The sequence below is a fragment of the Candidatus Merdisoma sp. JLR.KK011 genome (assembly GCF_036941125.1).
Taxonomy (GTDB): Bacteria; Bacillota; Clostridia; order Lachnospirales; family Lachnospiraceae; genus Laedolimicola.
This window is the reverse complement of sequence record NZ_JAYWSZ010000004.1, coordinates 866,495-883,918: the sequence shown is the minus strand read 5'-3', so window position 1 is coordinate 883,918 and position 17,424 is coordinate 866,495. Positions and strand designations below refer to the sequence as shown.

Annotated in this window: 15 protein-coding genes; 10 read left to right on the top strand and 5 right to left on the bottom strand. The window is 50.0% G+C overall.

Going from position 1 to position 17,424, the window contains the following annotated elements; genetic code table 11:
* Positions 1 to 460: 460 nt before the first annotated feature.
* The 10 genes from VV089_RS18100 (at position 461) to VV089_RS18055 (ending at position 12,292) form a co-directional block, all read left to right on the top strand.
* Positions 461 to 2,422, top strand: a complete 1,962-nt coding sequence (locus tag VV089_RS18100) for a BglG family transcription antiterminator (RefSeq protein WP_334336893.1) — start codon at positions 461 to 463, stop codon at positions 2,420 to 2,422.
* A 241-nt stretch (positions 2,423 to 2,663) separates the two neighbouring features.
* Positions 2,664 to 3,125 carry a PTS sugar transporter subunit IIA gene (locus VV089_RS18095; protein WP_172541236.1) on the top strand — a complete coding sequence of 154 codons (462 nt, stop codon included), beginning with the start codon at positions 2,664 to 2,666 and terminating at the stop codon, positions 3,123 to 3,125.
* A gap of 8 nt (positions 3,126 to 3,133) precedes the next feature.
* The gene (locus tag VV089_RS18090) at positions 3,134 to 3,448 is read left to right on the top strand and encodes a PTS fructose transporter subunit IIB (RefSeq protein WP_172541235.1); all 315 of its coding nucleotides are present in this window, start codon (positions 3,134 to 3,136) and stop codon (positions 3,446 to 3,448) included.
* Positions 3,448 to 4,533 carry a PTS fructose transporter subunit IIC gene (locus VV089_RS18085; RefSeq protein ID WP_334336892.1) on the top strand — a complete coding sequence of 362 codons (1,086 nt, stop codon included), beginning with the start codon at positions 3,448 to 3,450 and terminating at the stop codon, positions 4,531 to 4,533. The genes VV089_RS18090 and VV089_RS18085 overlap by 1 nt, the downstream gene beginning before the upstream one ends.
* A 190-nt stretch (positions 4,534 to 4,723) precedes the next feature.
* Positions 4,724 to 5,608, top strand: coding sequence for a class II fructose-bisphosphate aldolase (locus VV089_RS18080; protein WP_334336891.1), 885 nt, complete (start codon positions 4,724 to 4,726; stop codon positions 5,606 to 5,608).
* A 34-nt stretch (positions 5,609 to 5,642) separates the two neighbouring features.
* Positions 5,643 to 7,253, top strand: a complete 1,611-nt coding sequence (locus tag VV089_RS18075; protein WP_334336890.1) for a class I adenylate-forming enzyme family protein — start codon at positions 5,643 to 5,645, stop codon at positions 7,251 to 7,253.
* Positions 7,254 to 7,289: 36 nt separating this feature from the next.
* Positions 7,290 to 8,867, top strand: a complete 1,578-nt coding sequence (locus VV089_RS18070; RefSeq protein WP_334336889.1) for an acyl CoA:acetate/3-ketoacid CoA transferase — start codon at positions 7,290 to 7,292, stop codon at positions 8,865 to 8,867.
* A 168-nt stretch (positions 8,868 to 9,035) separates the two neighbouring features.
* Positions 9,036 to 9,896: a 3-hydroxyacyl-CoA dehydrogenase family protein gene (locus VV089_RS18065; RefSeq protein ID WP_334336888.1), complete on the top strand. Its 861-nt coding sequence runs from the start codon at positions 9,036 to 9,038 to the stop codon at positions 9,894 to 9,896.
* Between the two features lie 18 nt (positions 9,897 to 9,914).
* Positions 9,915 to 11,093: a thiolase family protein gene (locus VV089_RS18060; RefSeq protein ID WP_334336887.1), complete on the top strand. Its 1,179-nt coding sequence runs from the start codon at positions 9,915 to 9,917 to the stop codon at positions 11,091 to 11,093.
* A gap of 44 nt (positions 11,094 to 11,137) precedes the next feature.
* The gene (locus VV089_RS18055; protein WP_334336886.1) at positions 11,138 to 12,292 is read left to right on the top strand and encodes a glycerate kinase family protein; all 1,155 of its coding nucleotides are present in this window, start codon (positions 11,138 to 11,140) and stop codon (positions 12,290 to 12,292) included.
* A 7-nt stretch (positions 12,293 to 12,299) separates the two neighbouring features.
* Here VV089_RS18055 and VV089_RS18050 read toward each other — a convergent pair whose 3' ends face one another.
* From VV089_RS18050 to VV089_RS18030, 5 genes are all read right to left on the bottom strand, one after another.
* A complete protein-coding gene (locus VV089_RS18050) occupies positions 12,300 to 13,343 on the bottom strand; it encodes a LacI family DNA-binding transcriptional regulator (RefSeq protein WP_334336885.1) in 1,044 nt (347 codons plus the stop codon).
* 250 nt (positions 13,344 to 13,593) lie between these two features.
* Positions 13,594 to 14,910, bottom strand: coding sequence for an ABC transporter substrate-binding protein (locus VV089_RS18045; protein ID WP_334336884.1), 1,317 nt, complete (start codon positions 14,908 to 14,910; stop codon positions 13,594 to 13,596).
* A gap of 26 nt (positions 14,911 to 14,936) precedes the next feature.
* Positions 14,937 to 15,656, bottom strand: coding sequence for an ABC transporter ATP-binding protein (locus tag VV089_RS18040; RefSeq protein WP_334336883.1), 720 nt, complete (start codon positions 15,654 to 15,656; stop codon positions 14,937 to 14,939).
* A gap of 1 nt (position 15,657) precedes the next feature.
* Positions 15,658 to 16,389, bottom strand: a complete 732-nt coding sequence (locus VV089_RS18035; protein ID WP_334336882.1) for an ABC transporter ATP-binding protein — start codon at positions 16,387 to 16,389, stop codon at positions 15,658 to 15,660.
* A 7-nt stretch (positions 16,390 to 16,396) separates the two neighbouring features.
* On the bottom strand, positions 16,397 to 17,422 hold the full coding sequence (locus VV089_RS18030) for a branched-chain amino acid ABC transporter permease (protein ID WP_334336881.1): 1,026 nt from the start codon (positions 17,420 to 17,422) through the stop codon (positions 16,397 to 16,399).
* Between the last annotated feature and the right edge of the window lie 2 nt (positions 17,423 to 17,424).

Below are 17,424 nucleotides of genomic sequence, written 5' to 3'. Positions count from 1 at the left end.
CACGGGTATGAAATTAATTTACAGACGCAGAAAACATGCGGCTGTAAATCGATTTGTGCACTGTGAGGAATATTACTGTTTTAAAGTCGCTGCGCGACAGCACTAAAGGGTAAAGCCGCTTCGACAGAAATAGCCAAGCTGACAGCTTTACCACTTAATTATAGAAAAAAATCCCCGGAATGAATAATTATATAATTGCACCTGCTTAGTGAAACAGAATCGGCAAAAGAAAAAACGGCCTGCGGATTATGCAATGTATACAAAAACGGCCATTGGATACTAGGCATTTTCACAAGAGCTTATCTGATAAAATGCACAAAAAAGCATATGAAAAGTGAAAAAGTATAAAATTTCCGACAAAAATTGCACTAAGTAGAAGAGCCAAAGTGAAATTAACTGATTTGATAAAGCACATACACATTCGCTATAATGAGGTCAAACAGCAGAGAAAGGCGGCCAAATGTTTTTACCAAGAGAAAAGAATATTTTAAAGCTTCTTTTAAAAAGTGAAAAGAAATTTACAACCGCTCAGATTGCTGCGGAACTAAAAGTAAGTCCCAGAACCATCAAGGCAGATATCAAGAAGATAAACGATACGCTGAAAAATGATTCCTGCCAGATCTGTACCAAACAGGGAGTGGGACTGTGGCTCGATTATGACAAGAGCAAGGAACGTTATCTGAATCTTCTGATCTATGAGGATAAGGACACAGGCGTTTCCCTGGAGAGCCGGAAGTATTATGTGGCGGCGGAGCTTCTCACCTGCAAAGATTACATTTCCATGGAGACAATCGCCAACAAGCTTTATGTGAGCAAAGGAACTGTAGTAAATGACATTGCAGAGCTGCAGGATTTCTGCAGAAGATTCGAAATCACCTTTGTGAAAAGAGTTAAGCATGGAGTCCGGGCAGAAGGGGAAGAGATACGTCTTCGCCTGGCCCTGGTGGAAGCCCTGAAACAGGCGGTGAAGCAGGAGGGCAGGGTTTCTCTTGAGCGGCTTTCGTCCCTGCTTGAGCAGGTGGATCTCGCCCGGCTTCGGGAGATTGTCTTACAGAGTGAGCAGCGTTTTCATTTTATCCTGTCTGACATTTCTTTTGATGAATTTGTCATACAGCTTGCGGTTCTGGCGCAGCGGCTGAAAAGAGGCTGTCACATGAAGGAACCTGCCGATGGAAGGGCTGAAGGGATTAAGGAAGAGCCTGCCGGCAGCAGAGAGCGCAGGCAGTGGTTTGTGATTCAGTATCTGAAAGGGCAGATGGCCGATTCCCTGGGTGTCAGTGTTCCCGATACAGAGGATTCCTACCTGCACACCTGTTTTCAGGGGCTGCGCTTTCAGGTTCCGATGGTTCAGGAGACAGACAGGGACAAGCTGCGGAGCCGGGCGCCGGAATTGTTCGACTACATGATGTCTGTGATAGGGGAAGTAGACGAGCAGTACCATTTGAAGCTGAAAGAGGATTCGGAGCTGTACTGCGCCATGTTCAACCATCTGGAATGCATGATACACCGGATTCAAAGCAAGCTGTTTTTGGAAAATCCGATTTTAAACTCTCTGAAAAAAGAGATGGTTTATGAATATGAGATTGCCTCCTACTTTATGTCAAAATTCAGCACCAGGTATGATATCAAGCCCACGGAGGATGAGATAGGCTATCTCACCTTTTACATAGGAGCGGCGCTTGAGCGGATGAAGGAGAAGGGCAGGCAGGTGCTTACGGTAACGCTTGTGTGCACCACAGGCGTCGGCACCTCCCAGTTTCTTTCTGTAAAGCTTGGCCGGCTGTTTCCGGATCTGGAGATCACAAATGTGATTCCCAGCAACCAGGCGGCAGCTCTAAAGCCGGGAGAACAGGATCTGGTTATTTCCACAGTTCCTCTTCAACGGGATGATTTGAACGTTATACAGGTATCCTCTGTATTGAATGATACGGACATCCGGAGAATCGAAAGGTATATAGAGAAGCGGAGCGCATTGGAGAATGAATGTAAATATCAGTGTCTGAAAAAGCTGCTTTGCGAAGAGCTCTCGATCCTGGACTGCGATTTGCGTTCCAGGGAAGAGGCCATCCGGCTTCTGGGCGGCAGAATGCACATGGAAGGATATGTGGATGAGGGCTACATTGATTCTGTATTCAAACGGGAGGAGGTTTCCGAGACAGCCATCGGAAGCCGCGTGGCAATTCCCCATGCTTTTCAAGGTCATGTCTGCAGACAGGGGATAGGGCTTCTGACACTGCAGAGGCCGGTTTCATGGGGAAACGAACGGGTGCAGGTTATATTTCTCCTTGCCCTTGAGGCCTCAAAGGAGACGGATCTCCAGGGCGTCTTCAAAGACATTCTTTCACTGACACAGAATGCAAAGGATCTGGAGAGCCTGCTGAAAGTAAGAAAATTCGGAGAAATCAATATCTGGAAAAAATAAGAGATTACGGAACTGGAATCAGTAATATCCTTCCAGTGCACAAATCGATTTACAGACGCAGCTTTAAGCGGCTGGAAATTGATTTAGATAAAGGTGTACTGGAAGGATGTTACGGAACTGGAATCAGTAATATCCTGCCAGTGCACAAATCGATTTACAGACGCAGCTTTAAGCGGCTGGAAATTGATTTAGATAAAGGTGTACTGGAAGGATGTTACGGAACTGGAATAGGAGATAGAGTATGAACATTGCAGAAATGGTAGATGAGAAGCTGGTAAGCTTTGGGTTTGAGGCAGGAACCAAGGACGACGTGTTAAAGGGCCTTGGGAAGATGATGTATGATGCAGGTAAAGTAGAAGACCTGAACCAATATATAAACGGACTTTACGAAAGAGAGGCCGAATTCTCAACAGGGATAGGGAACGGAATTGCAATTCCCCACTGCAAATCCGACTGCGTCAGAGAGGCAGCATTTACATTGGTAAAACTAAATAATCCGGTGGAGTGGGAAACACTGGATGGACGTCCGGTTGACTATGTAATTATGCTTGCGGCACCAAACACATCAGATAACGTGCACTTGAAAATGCTTTCCAGGCTTGCGGCCAATCTGATGGATGATGATTTCCGTGAAGGCTTGAAATCGGCCGGAAGCATTGAGGAGATCAAAACATTATTTTCAGCGAAGAAGGAGGAGAATTAAGAGGGAACATGAGTAAGTACATTCTTGGAGTAACAAGCTGTCCCGTAGGGATTGCACATACTTATATGGCAGCTTCCAATCTGGAAAAATGTGCAAAAAAGAGAGGACTGGAAATCAAGATTGAGACACAGGGGGCGACCGGTGTGGAAAACGAGATTACCAGAGAGGATATCAAAAGGGCCGATGCGGTCATAGTGGCAAGCGACGTAAGGATCAAAAACGGGGAGCGTTTTGCGGATCTTCCTACCCTGACCGTAGGCGTCAGCGAGGCAATCAAGGATGCGGACGGAATTATTGACGAATTATTGGAGGCGTTGGAATAATGGCAGAGATTAAGAGAAAAACAAAAAAGAAAAGCCAGGGAGCTTTTTTAAGAGATTCAATTATGACAGGTATTTCCTATATGATTCCTGTGATTGTAGGAGCCGGTGTGCTCCAGGCAATTGCAAAGGCCATGGGTGGATATGACATCGGAAGCCATATGGATGAGATTGACACACTGGCAAAGGCGATTATGCTGCTGGGCCAGAACATGATGAACTTTGTAGTTCCGGTTATTGCGGCCTTTATCGCCTATGCCATGGCAGATAAGCCGGGTCTTGCTCCTGGTTTTGTAATGGGCGCGCTGGCAGGCGCTATCAACACAGGCTTTGTGGGAGGTGTTGTAGGCGGTATTCTGGTCGGATACTTTGTACTGGCAGTCAAGAAGATACAAGTACCCAAAGCCATACAGGGCATTATGCCGATACTGGTAATTCCTGTTGTGACAACACTGGTCTGCGGTCTTTTAATGTACTATGTGATCGGTGTTCCCATCCGGCTGTTTATGGAGACTCTGACAGGCGCACTGACCTCGTTAAACGGCGGCTCCAAGTTCATTCTGGGCGCTGTAATCGGCGCTATGATCTGCTTTGACCACGGCGGCCCCATCAATAAGACAGCTGCTTTGTTTGTAAACGGACTGAATGCAGACGGATTTTTGATTCCTACTTCCGCAAAGATGTGCGCAGGCATGACCTCTCCTCTGGGAATCGGCCTGGCATGCTTCCTGGGCGGAAAGAAGAAGTTCACAGATGCAGAGAGAGAGCAGGCCAAGTCCTTATTTATCCTTTCCTGCTGCTACGTACAGGAGGGCGTTATCCCCTTCCTGATGAAGGATCCCATTCGTGTAGGCGCATCCTGTATGATTGGCGGAGCTGTCACCGGCGGCCTGTGTATGATTACGGCTCTGGAATCCCCGGCTGTTCACGGCGGCGCCTTTGTCATCGCCATGACCTCCAATCCTCTTCTGTTTGTCGGCTACTGGCTCCTTGGGGGAATTATCACCGGTGTTCTGTATTCCATCCTGCGCAAGCCGCTGCCTGAGGGCTACGAAGAGAGCGAGGACGACATCGTTTCGATTATCTAGTGTACTGACCGCTTTTGGGAAAGAGGAAGAAGCCTTGGCTTTTTCCTTTCTCTTTCCCGGCATAAAAATAGAATTGCGGAACTGGAATCAGTAATACCCTGGATTTACGGACACAGGAAACTGTGGCCGGAAATTCATCTAGATTGCCGGGGATTGGACAGGGTATTACGGGACTAGAATGGAGGATAGTATGTATGTATCGATGAAAGACATGCTCTGGCATGCACATAATAACAATTATGCGGTTATGGCCATTAACTGCGTCAATATGGAACAGGCAAAGGCCATTATCCAATCGGCAGAGGAGGAGCGCTCAGCGGTTATTCTCAATATCTCCCCCCGCCAGATGAAAGCACACGGGCACGGGGAGATCCTGGCGCCCATGATCCGGGGGATGGCGAAGCGCATATCTGTTCCGGTGGCCTTTAACCTGGATCACGGCGCAAACCTGGAGGACATTACGGCAGCCATGAGTTATGGCTTTTCCAGCGTTATGATTGACGCATCGGGCTTTGCCTTTGAGGAAAATGTAAGAAGAACGCAGATTGTTGCCTCGATGGCCCACGGAATGGGGCTTTCCTGCGAAGCAGAGCTTGGCCATGTGGGCCTTGCAAAGGAAGCAGACAACGAGAAGGAGGATCTTTATACAAATCCGGAGCAGGCCAAGGAATTTGCAGAGCGCACAGGCTGCGACTGCCTGGCGGTAGCCATCGGCACTGCTCACGGCAGCTACCCCAAGGGCTTTGTTCCCCGGCTGGATTTTGAACGCCTGGCGCTTTTAAAGGAGACGCTTCAGATGCCCCTGGTGCTCCACGGAGGTTCCGGAGCAGGAGAGGAGAACATCAAAAAAGCAGTGGCCTGCGGCATTAATAAAATCAATGTTTGCACGGATTTGTTCAAACATGCCAGAATTGCCACGGCAAAAACCCTGGAGGAAAATCCGGAGATTGACTATATGGATTTATGCATAGCGGCCCAGAATGCCATGAAGGAATTTATAAAGAGCTATATGCGCATAATTGGTTCCAGCGGACAGTATGATTTTGAGCAATACCAGGGACCGGAGCTTGATTAGAGAATCATTTTTTGCGAAAAGGAGGTGAGTGAGCATGCTCAAAGGAAAGAATGTATGGAACGAGTGGTATCAAAAGGGCATGGGAGAGATGCGGATTGGAGAGCGCACCGTATACTCCTTTCCGGATATGAAAAAAAGCTTTTATGATATGCTGAGGGCCTCGGCGGAAAAATATCCTCATAAAACAGGCCTGTGCGACAACTGGAACCGCAGCTATACCTACCGGGAATTTTTGAGCATGACAGACAGTCTGGCCTTCTATTTGAGAGAGACCATGCAGGTAAAAAAGGGCGGTCATGTGGGTCTCCTTCTGAATAATGGGATAGAATTTGCAGCTTCTTTCTACGCAGTGAGCAAGCTGGGCGCAGTAAGCGTCCCTTTTCCAACCAAGTACCGGGAGCCGGAGGTACGCTCTCTGGTTGAGAAAGCAGATCTTGCCTGCATTCTGGTCAGTGAGGATTACGAGGCATGGAGTCCTGCTTATGAAAATATGGGAATTCCGGTGCTGCTCACCCACGGCGAAGAAAAGGAGTACGGCTTTACATATCTGCATATGCCGGAAGCGCCCTGGGAGGAGGGCGTGGGAGAGCTCGCGGATGAAGCAATCATCATGTTTACCTCCGGGACTACCTCTGCCAGTAAAGGCGTTGTGCTGAAAAATTATAACATCAACCATGCGGTTATGATTTATCAGAGGCTTCTCCATCTGGATTCGGAGGATAAGACCATTATCCCGGTGCCGGTTTACCATATTACCGGCCTGGTGGCCCTGCTGGGGCTCTTTGTCTGCCTGGGAGGTACGGTTTACCTGTATAAACGCTATGATGCCAGGCGGATTCTGGAGGGTGTGTGTAGGCATGGGATCACCTTTATGCACGGCTCCCCTACGGTATTTGGACTGCTTCTGAATTACCAGAAAGAATTCCCAAGGCTTCCTTCGATCCGGACTCTGGCCTGCGGAAGCAGCTACCTTCCGGTAGAGACCTTGAAAAAGCTTCACCGCTGGATGCCGGAAATGAAGCTTCAGAATGTCTACGGCATGACGGAGACATCCTCTCCCGGAACGGTATTTCCCTATGATGCGGCTACCAGTATTTATCCGGGATCCGAGGGAAAGCCGGTCCCTGGAATGGAGATTAAGATTGCGGATGAGGAAGGCAATGAGGCGCCGGAGGGAACCGTTGGGCTTGTATTTTTGAGAGGCGCCAATATCTGTGAATATTATTATCATCTGGATACACCCCTTATTACAAAGGACGGCTGGCTTAACACCGGAGATATGGGCTATATCAACGAGGACTCTTATGTATTCATTGTGGATCGGAAGAAGGACATGATTAACCGGGGCGGTGAAAAAATCTGGTGTACGGATGTGGAGGATGAGCTGATGGCCATAGAGGGTGTCCGGGACGCTGCGGTGGCCGGAATTCCGGATGCAGTCTACGGGGAAGCCGCGGCTGCGGTGGTTGTGCTGGAGGAGCAGGCGCATCTTACCCAGGAGGACATAAAGGAGCGGCTCAAAGGCAGGCTTGCGCGGTATAAGATACCAGAGCAGATTCTCTTTGTGGAGGCGGTTCCCAAGACGCCAGGGCTTAAGACGGATAAAAGGCGGATTAAGGAGCTGTTTGCAGAAAAGCAGATGTGAAATAGATAAACAGAAAAAAAGAGAGGAAATAAGATTATGCTGAAAGCAAATTTTATTACGGCCAGAGAAGCGGCTGCGAAGGTAAAGGACAATAGTACCATCTGCACCATCGCCATGACCCTTGTCAGCGCCAGCGAATCCATTTTAAAAGAACTGGAAAAGAGCTTTCTGGACACAGGGCATCCGGCCAATCTGACGCTTCTGCACTCCTGCGGACAGAGCGATCGGAAGGATGGAATCCAGCATTTGGCCCATGAGGGGATGGTGAAGCGGATCATCGGCTCTCACTGGGGGCTGCAGCCCAAGTGGATGGAAATGATTGCAAACAGCCAGGTGGAAGCTTACTGCCTGCCCCAGGGACAGATTGCCCAGCTCTACCGCAGCATGGCCTGCGGACTTCCGGGGAAAATGTCCAAGGTCGGGCTGGGTACTTTTATTGACCCCAGAGTCGAGGGCGGAAAAATGAACGAACGCACCAAGCCGCTGCCGGACATTGTGGACATTCTCACTTATGACAATGAGGAGTATATGTTTTACCGCCAGATTTCCATTGACGTGTGCGTGATCCGCGGAACGGCCTGCGACGAAATGGGCAATCTGACGACTACGGAGGAGGCCATGAAGCTTGAGGTGCTTCCGGCGGTGCTGGCGGCAAAACGCTGGGGCGGAAGGGTGATTGCCCAGGTAAAACAGGTGGTGCAGACGGGGACGATTCATCCCAAGGAAGTGACAGTTCCGGGCGTCTTTATCGACGATATTGTGGTGTGCGGGAATCCTATGGAGGATCACCGCCAGACCTCGTCCTGGTACTTTGATCCTTCCTACTGCGGCCAGGTGCGTGTTCCCCAGGGAAATATTCCCCCGGCTCCTTTTAACGAGCGGAAATTTATCGCCCGCCGGGGAGCCATGGAGCTGTACAGGGGAGCTGTGGTAAATCTGGGAACGGGAATCCCTAACGATATGGTGGGAAAGGTCTGCAACGAGGAAGGCGTATCGGACGATATTATGATCACGGTAGAGTCCGGCATCTACGGCGGTGTCCAGGCAGGAGGCATTGACTTTGGAATCGGCCAGAACCTGTATGCCATGATCGGCCATCACGAGCAGATGGATTACTACAATGGAGCTGGTGTAGATATTACTTTTATGGGCCTTGGGGAGCTTGGGGAGGACGGAAGCGTCAATTCTACCAAAATGGGATCCAGGTGCACGGGGGCCGGGGGCTTTATTGATATTACGCAGAATGCCAAGAAGGTGGTTTTTCTGGGAACCTTTACTGCCAGCGGAGCGGAATATGAATTCTCGGAGGGGAAGCTTAAGATTGTCAAAGAGGGAAAGATCCGCAAGATGGTAAAGGAGGCAGCGCAGCTCTCCTTCAACGGCCCTATGGCCCGGGAAAAAGGGCAGGAGGTTCTCATTGTGACGGAACGGGCGGTATTCCGCCTGTGCAGGGAGGGCGTAGAGCTGATTGAGATTGCCCCGGGAATTGATTTGCAGACCCAGGTGCTGGAGCAGATGGATTTTGCGCCCATAGTGAGCGCGGATTTGAAAGTGATGGACGAGAAGCTTTTTATTCCGGACGGCCCCTTCGGGCTGGAGCTTAAAGAAAAATAGGGGAAATTGATTTAGAACAAGGTGTACAGAAAAAATATTACGGAACTGGAACAGTAATATTTTTTCCGTGCACAAATCGATTTACGGACGCATGAATCTGCGGCCGGAAATTGATTTAGAACGAGGTGTACGGAAAAAATATTACGGTACTGGAATGGAGGATATGAGATGAAAGCAGCAGTAGTTGGAGCAGGACTTATGGGGAGCGGTATTGCGCAGACATGTGCCCAGGCAGGATTCGAGGTGGTGAACATCGACACCTTCCCGTCAGCCATCGACAAGGCAAAGGCCAATCTGGAAGCCCTTTTTGCCAGAAAGGTAACAAAAGGCTCCATGACAGAAGAAAAGAAAGAAGAAATTCTAGGCAGGCTGACCTACAGCGGAAGCTTTGAGGACGTAAAAGGAGCGGCCATCGTGATTGAGGCGGTTCCGGAAAAGATCGAGATTAAAAAAGATACCTTCCGAAAGGTAGATGAAGCCGCCGATGCAGATACTTTAATTGTTTCCAACACATCGGGCTTAAGCATTTCGGAGATTGCTTCCGTAACAAACCGCCCGGACAAGGTAATGGGAGTCCACTTCTTCTATCCGGCGCCGGTTATGAAGCTGGTGGAGCTGGTGCGCGGTCTGGTGACTTCTGACGAAACTTATGAGAAGGTAAAGGAGTTTGCCGGACAGATTGGAAAAACAACAGTGGATGCGCCGGAATATCCGGGCTTTATGGTGAACCGGATTCTGGTTCCCATGCAGAATGAAGCTGCCTTTATGGTAATGGAGGGAAGCAGGCCGGAGGACGTAGACAATGCCATGAAGCTTGGCTGCAATCATCCTATGGGCCCCATTGAATTGACGGACTTTGTAGGAATTGACACCATGCTTGCTACGATGACGGGGCTTTACAACGGCTTCCATGACAGCAAGTACAGACCCTGCCCCCTGCTTGAGACCATGGTGAAAGCGGGCCATCTGGGAAAAAAGACCGGACAGGGCTTCTATAAATACGATGAAAAAGGAAATAAGATAAGCTGAGAAAAGGGGAAAAAGAAAATGAAGGATGTAGTAATCGTAAGCGGCGTCCGCCTTCCAGTGGGAAGCTACGGCGGAAGTTTAAAAGATGTATCGGCCATTGACATGGGAGCCATGGTCGTAAAAGAGGCGGTAAAGCGCGCCGGAATCCAGCCTTCGGATGTAGACGAGGTTGTGATCGGACAGGTGGGAGAGATAGCGGAAAACGGATTTATTGCAAGGGCGGTGAGCCTTAAGGCAGGGATGCCGAAGGAGTCCGCGGCTTATTCCGTAAACCGCCAGTGCGGCTCCGGACTGCAGGCAGTTGCGGAGGCAGTGATGGAGATTCAGACCGGACAGGCAGAGGTGGTCGTGGCAGGGGGAGCAGAGAATATCTCACAGCTTCCCTACTATGTAAAGGATGCCCGGTGGGGCGCAAGGATGGGGCACAAGAGCTTCGAGGACGGGGTGATTGACATTCTGACCTGGCCCTTAGACGGCAATCATAACGGGGTGACGGCGGAAAATGTGGCGGAGAAGTATCATGTGACAAGGGAAGAGCAGGATCAGTTTGCCCTGGAAAGCCATCAGAAGGCCTGCGCCGCTATCAAGGCCGGGAAGTTTAAGGAGGAGATTCTTCCGGTAGAGCTGAAAGACCGGAAGGGCAATGTCACGGTATTTGATACGGACGAAGGCCCCAGGGACGGTCAGACCATAGAGAAGCTGGCAAAGCTTCGCCCGTGTTTTGTAAAAGACGGCACGGTGACGGCAGGAAACTCCTCCAGCTTAAATGACGGCGCGGCTGCCGTGGTGGTGATGTCGGCAGAGAAGGCAAAGGAGCTGGGGGTAACGCCGAAGCTTAAGATAGAAGGCTTTGCAGTGGCAGGCTTTGACGCGGAGCTTATGGGGTATTCCCCGAAGCTCTCCAGCGAGAAGCTTGCGGCCAGGCTTGGGCTGAATCTGAAAGAGATTGATATGTTTGAGATCAATGAGGCCTTTGCCAGCCAGGCTTATGCAGTGAGCCGGGATCTGGGGCTTGACAAGAATAAGGTGAATATCTATGGAGGCGGAATTTCCATCGGTCATCCTATCGGGGCAACCGGGGCGATACTGACTGTGAAAGTATTGTATGAATTATTGCGGACGGATAAAAAAGATGCTATGATCAGTATGTGCATCGGAGGGGGACAGGGGATCTCCATGTACTTTACGAAGTGCTGACAGCGGCCGGGAGACGGAGCCGGAAGGGAGAATATAAAACAGGTATGAGAGTTGTAATTGCGATTGATTCACTAAAGGGAAGTCTTCCTTCCTTAGAAGCAGGCAGTACCATAGCAGAGGGCATCAAAAAAGTATACCCGGATGCGGAGATCCGGATAAGCCCTCTGGCGGACGGCGGCGAAGGGACGGCGGAGGCTCTGACCTTAGGGCTTAAGGGAACCTGGCAGAGCTTAAGCGTGACTGGGCCTCTGGGGGAACCGCAGCCAGCCTCTTACGGCATTCTCCCCGATGGAAAGACGGCTGTCCTGGAGATGGCTTCGGCGGCAGGAATTACGCTGGTAGAGCCGGAAAAACGCAATCCCATGAAAACAACAACTTACGGCGTGGGAGAGATGATCCGGGATGCGATCGAAAAGGGATGCCGCCATTTCATTGTCGGAATCGGCGGAAGCGCGACCAATGACGGCGGAATCGGGATGCTGCAGGCGCTGGGATTCGAGATGCTGGACAAAGAAGGGAATCAGGTGCCCTTCGGAGGGGAAGGCCTTTCGGTACTCCATAAAATCAAAGCGGAGCATGTCATGGAGGAACTGAAGGACTGCACCTTCCGCATTGCCTGCGACGTGACGAATCCCCTCTGCGGCCCCATAGGGGCCAGCGCCGTGTACGGCCCTCAGAAGGGAGCGGACGCAGAGATGGTTACGAAGCTGGACGGCCTCCTGGGCCGCTGCGCATTTTTGGCAAAGGAGCTGAACCCGGAAGCGGATCCGGAAGCGCCGGGAACCGGTGCGGTGGGAGGGCTTGGCTTTGCCTTTCTGACCTTTACCAATGCAGTCTTGGAGTCGGGAATCCGGATTGTTATGGAAGAAACGCATCTGGAAGAGCTTGTTCAGGATGCAGACCTGGTCGTAACCGGGGAGGGCTGCCTGGACGGGCAGACGGTGCAGGGAAAGGCCCCTGTGGGAGTGGCCGGGCTTGCGAAGAAATATGGAAAGCCGGTAATCGCATTTTCGGGAATTGTCAAAAAGGACGCCTCTGCCTGCAACGAGGCAGGAATCGACGCCTTCTTCCCGATTCTGCGCAGAGTAACGACCTTAGAGGAAGCCATGAAGCCGGAGAATGCAAGAGAGAACCTCCTGGAGACAAGCGAGCAGGTGTTCCGGCTGGTAAGGGCAATGGCAGATAAAAGAAAGGAATAACCGGCCTTCACGGCTTAATCAGCAGATTTTTATTGGTCTCGTCAAACTGCCTGGTGGAACTGCGGACAAAGAGGGTTGGTTCCAGAACGATTTTTTCGACTTTGGAATCGTTCCCCTCTATCTGTTTTAAGATCAGACGGGCGGCTTGCTCCCCCATCATCCGGACATTCTGTCCGATGGTTGTTAGTTCAATGCCTTTGATGGAAGAAAATGCAATATTGTCAAAGCTGACAACGGAAATGTCCTCTGGAATGCGGATGTTTTGCTCCCGGCAGCCGTCCATAAAGCCGATGGCAGCCAGATCGTTTACAACGATCATGGCAGTAGGTTTTTTCCCGGCTTTTTTTGCAAAATCAAGGGCGACTTCTTTGCCGGCTTCCATCTTCAGCTCGCTGTCAAATACGAATTCCTCCTGAAGGGGAAGGCCATAGCTGCCAAGAGCCTGGCAGTATCCCAGATATCTCATCCTTGAAGCAGAGGAAACCTGGGGGCCCCGGACAAATCCGATTCGGGTGTGCCCCAGCTCGAAAAGATGGGTAACAGCCATATAACCGGCTTTGAAATTATCGGTCAGTACAGAATTTCCGTTGTAGGAGGGCAGAACGCGGTTCACCAATACCTTGGGAAGCTCCAATGCCTTTAGAGTGTTTTCCACACCGTCATCCTGAGCAGTAAGCAGAATAAGCCCGGCAAAGCTGAACTGCTGAATCAGATCGAGAAATTCCAGCTCCCGCTCCACATAGTATTCGCTGTTTAAAACAACCAGCATATAGCCGCTTTTGTTTAAGCACTGCTGGATATAAAATGTCAAATCTGCATAAAAGGGATTTCGAATATCGCCGAGAATCAGAGCAATGATATTCACATGACCTTTGATTAGACTTTTGGCAATCGTGTTGGGACGATAACCAATCTCATCCACAAGATCCAGAACCTTTTTCCGGAGTTCGTCTCCTACGCCTGGATTTCCGTTTATAGCACGGGAAACTGTAGCTTTCGAAACGCCAAGCATCTTGGCTACGTCTGATATACTGTACTTTCCGTTTTTCATCAAATCAATTTCCTTTTTCTTTATAATACAGATATTAGCCTAATATTCCCTTAAAATCAATCTTTTTTGTGTTTCCGTATTTTTATGCGCAAAAAACCACCAGACTTTTCTGCGTTCTTCGTCCGCATAACTTGCGTACACCGGATATCAGAAAAGTCTGATGGCTTATTCCTGCGCTGCAAGCTTGATGTCCTGTCAGCTTGCTGCAGAGTGTCTGGCTTGGAGGCTGTCCCCCCAATTGTGAGCCTGTTTATTGATAATCAGCCGGATACTGCAATTTGGATTCTGCAATCTCATAGGGCCAGATGGTCACATAGCTGCCGTCTTGAATCTGAGTCATGGTCAGGGTGGCGTTCAAGTTCTGATTCAGATAAGGCGCGCCGTCGAATTCGTCCTCGTCAAAGGAAATGGTATCGTAGGGGAGGATGATTTCGTTCCCGTTGGAAAAGCTTCCGTCAATTACGATTTTGGCCAATTCATCCCGGATACTGCTGTGGCTGAGCTCCTGTTGTGAAGCGGCGATCTCTTTGAAGGCGTCAATCAGCACCCAGGCTGTTGTGTAGGCTTCCGCAGAGTGACCGTTCAACTCCTCGCCGTATTTGGAATAGTACTTATCGCTGATTTCCACGCCCTTGCTTCCCACAACGAACTCAGTCGCCACAGCGATGCCGTCTGCACGGGTTCCTACACTTTCTAAGTAAGCGCCCTCCGTGAAGCCGTTTCCTTTGCAGACAATCAGGCTGGGCTCATATCCCTGCTCGCTTAAGGTGTTTGTGAAAAGGATTGCATCTGATACATAAGCGTCAGCAATGACCACATCCGGAGCCATGGACTTCAGCTGCAGAACTTCAGAGGACAGATCTGCCGCGCCGGAGGTAAAGAGGATTTCTCCAAGATACTGGATGCCGTTCTGCTCTGCCCAGTATTTTGCCCACTGAACCGTCTGCTGTCCCACCTCGGAGTTATCCGTGATAACGGCAACGGAATTTCCGCTGAATTCGGAATTGCTTTCGGATTCGTCAACGATGTACTGAATCATATCCCGGACAAACATCATATTCGTGGGAGCCAGGCGGAAAAAGTACTGATAACCATTTCCTGTGATAGCATCCGATGTAGCGTTGGCGGTAATCATGGGAACCTCATACTGCTCTGCAATCTGGGCTACGGTCAGGGTAACGCCGGACTGATAGCATCCAATCAGAACATCTACGTTTTCCTGCGTGATAAGACGCTCTGCCTCAGACATGCCCGTTGCGGAATCTCCCTGGGTGTCGCCGTAGATCACCTTGACCTGTCTGCCTTCGATACCGCCGGCTTCGTTCACTTCCTCCACGGCCATGTCGATGCCCTGCTGCATGGTCTTGCCGGAATCGGCCAGATCGCCTGTCATGGGGTAGAGGGCACCGATGATAATATCATCTTCATCTGCCGGCGCTTCAGCGCTGCCGTCGTCGGAAGCAGAAGGAGCTTCGGAAGCCGGGGCTTTCTCGCCGGAACCACAGCCGGTAAGCATGGAGCCAAGGATACATGCTGCCAAAAAGATTGTAAATAGTCGTTTCTTCATTTCTTTTCCTCCTAAAAATAATTTTATCAAAAGCCCAGATAGGCTTTTTTAACGTCTTCGTTATTGGACAATTCCTCGGCGGTGCCTGTAATATTTACAACGCCGTTTTCCAGAACGTATCCCCGGTTGGCGAGCCGCAGGGCTTTGCGCACATCCTGTTCCACAAGCAGGATGGTGAGCCCGGTTTCCTCTGCAACCTGTCTGGCAATGCGGAAGATATCGTCTACAATATTCGGTGCAAGGCCCAGGGAGGGCTCGTCCATAATCAGCATCCGGGGCAGTCCCATCATTCCCCGGGAGAATGCGACCATCTGCTGTTCGCCGCCGGATAAGGTTCCGGCCATCTGGCCTCTGCGCTCCTTAAGCTTCGGAAACCAGTGGAAAACTTTTTCGATGGTTTCCTTCTTCTTGCTTTCCGCCATTTTGCTGCATGCGCCCATTTCCAGATTCTCGTAAACAGTCATCTGTGGGAAGAGCTGCCTCCCTTCGGGAACCAGGATAATGCCGGCGTCGATAGCGGCCCGGGCGTTGCCGCCGGGAATCTCGTTGCCGTCAAAGACGATGCTTCCCGAGGTATGCCGGATCAGCCCGGCTACTGTTTTTACAGAAGTGCTTTTTCCGGCGCCGTTACTGCCTACCAGAGCGATAATTTCCCCTTTTTCCGCCTCAAAGCTTACATCCCACAGTACCTGTATATCTCCGTACTTTACATTCAGGCCGCTGGCCTTAAAAAAAGCGTTTCCCACCTTACTGCTCCTCCTTTCCCAGATAGATTTCAATCACATAGGGATCGTTCATAACTTCGCTGGGAGTTCCCTCCGACACCTTTTCCCCATGATGCATGACTACAACTTTTTCACACAGGTTGGCTACTGCCCTCATAACATGCTCAATGAGAAGAATGGTGATTCCTTCATTGTTGATTTTCAAAAACAGCTCGATTGCCTCGTCTGTCTCTGTGGGGTTCAGGCCGGCCATAACCTCGTCCAGAAGCAGAAGCTTCGGGTCGGTAGCCAGGGCTCTTGCAACCTCCAGGCGCTTTTTAAAAGGCGTTCCCATTTCCTTGGGATACATGTCTTTTTTATCATACAGATCTGTGAACTTTAAAATCTCGGCTGCGTACTCTCTGGCTTCTTTTGTGTTTGAGATTTTTTTGCGTCCGAACATGGCGCCGGAAAGCACATTCTCCAGCACGGTCATATTGCGCAGGGGCTTCATAATCTGAAAGGTTCTTGCTATGCCCAGGCCTGAATACTTGTGGGCTTTTGTTCCGGTAATGTCATTTCCGCAGTAAGTAATGGTTCCCTCAGAGGGAAGCAGGACGCCGCTGATCATATTGAATACGGTCGTCTTTCCCGCGCCGTTGCTTCCGATAATACCGGTAATGCTGTTTTCGCTTACCGTGAAGCTTACATTGCTTACCGCTTTCAGGCCCTGGAAATTTTTGCTGAGATTTTGGATTTCCAATATATTTGCCATTTCCTCATCACTCCTCATTTTCTGTTGGTTTCATCTTGAACAGCTTCACATTTACTGCGTCCAGCTTTTGGTTGACGTTTTTCTTAAAACGGCTGTGGGCGAACCATCCCATAATGCCGTTTGGCTGAAAAAGGATGACCACAATTACGATGGCTGCATAGACAATCAGATTCAGTCCGTTTGCGACAGAGGACAGGTTTGCGCTCAGGAATTCGGAAAGGGGCGTAAGGATGGCAGAACCAAGAAGCGGCCCGGCGATATTTCCAACGCCGCCGATGATTGCCGGCATTACATAATTTAAACTATAGGAGTGATCCATAATGTCTGAATTGATGTACCCGATATAGTTTGCGTAAAATACGCCTACAACGGCGATCAGGCCTGCGCTTAAAAAAGTGGCGATAAACTTGTATTTGAAAGGGTTGATGCCGATTGCCTTGGCGGTTTCCTCATCTTCACGGATGGTTTTAAGGGCAAAGCCCAGCTTGCTGTGATCGATGGAGCGCAGGATGATGAAAAAGAGGATCACCATAAAGAAGCTGATGTAATAGTAGGGAACCTTAGATACCCACCGCATCCACCAGAAGCCCTTCTTTATGGGAATCAGGATTCCCTGTCCGCTTCCTGCGTACTCCCAGTTGATAAAGAGATTGCGGAAGGCTTCGGAAAATGCAATGGTAACCAGACTGAAGTAGGCGCCGGACAATACGAAGCAGGGCGCCATCAAAATGCTGGCAATCAGTCCTACCACAAGAAAGGCGATGAGCATGCAGATCCAGGGAGAAATCTCTGCTTTTGTAGTCAGCAGTGCAGTAATGTATGCGCCCAGTCCCATAAATCCTGCATGTCCCAGAGAGGTCTGCCCGGTCAGGCCGCCAAGAATGCTCCAGGCAATGGTTCCGCAGGCGATGTAAAAGGTAGTTACAAAGATACCCAGGATATAGGGCGTTTTTATCCAGAAAGGCACCAGGGCAAGAATTGCTATCAAGACCAGCAGCAAAATGGTACGGATTCCGATGTGTTTTTGTTTCATAA

Coding starts and splice junctions, on each gene's coding strand:
- VV089_RS18100 (WP_334336893.1), top strand. CDS start 461: ATGTTTTTACCAAGAGAAAAGAATATTTTAAAGCTTCTTTTAAAAAGT.
- VV089_RS18095 (WP_172541236.1), top strand. CDS start 2,664: ATGAACATTGCAGAAATGGTAGATGAGAAGCTGGTAAGCTTTGGGTTT.
- VV089_RS18090 (WP_172541235.1), top strand. CDS start 3,134: ATGAGTAAGTACATTCTTGGAGTAACAAGCTGTCCCGTAGGGATTGCA.
- VV089_RS18085 (WP_334336892.1), top strand. CDS start 3,448: ATGGCAGAGATTAAGAGAAAAACAAAAAAGAAAAGCCAGGGAGCTTTT.
- VV089_RS18080 (WP_334336891.1), top strand. CDS start 4,724: ATGTATGTATCGATGAAAGACATGCTCTGGCATGCACATAATAACAAT.
- VV089_RS18075 (WP_334336890.1), top strand. CDS start 5,643: ATGCTCAAAGGAAAGAATGTATGGAACGAGTGGTATCAAAAGGGCATG.
- VV089_RS18070 (WP_334336889.1), top strand. CDS start 7,290: ATGCTGAAAGCAAATTTTATTACGGCCAGAGAAGCGGCTGCGAAGGTA.
- VV089_RS18065 (WP_334336888.1), top strand. CDS start 9,036: ATGAAAGCAGCAGTAGTTGGAGCAGGACTTATGGGGAGCGGTATTGCG.
- VV089_RS18060 (WP_334336887.1), top strand. CDS start 9,915: ATGAAGGATGTAGTAATCGTAAGCGGCGTCCGCCTTCCAGTGGGAAGC.
- VV089_RS18055 (WP_334336886.1), top strand. CDS start 11,138: ATGAGAGTTGTAATTGCGATTGATTCACTAAAGGGAAGTCTTCCTTCC.
- VV089_RS18050 (WP_334336885.1), bottom strand. CDS start 13,343: ATGAAAAACGGAAAGTACAGTATATCAGACGTAGCCAAGATGCTTGGC.
- VV089_RS18045 (WP_334336884.1), bottom strand. CDS start 14,910: ATGAAGAAACGACTATTTACAATCTTTTTGGCAGCATGTATCCTTGGC.
- VV089_RS18035 (WP_334336882.1), bottom strand. CDS start 16,389: ATGGCAAATATATTGGAAATCCAAAATCTCAGCAAAAATTTCCAGGGC.
- VV089_RS18030 (WP_334336881.1), bottom strand. CDS start 17,422: ATGAAACAAAAACACATCGGAATCCGTACCATTTTGCTGCTGGTCTTG.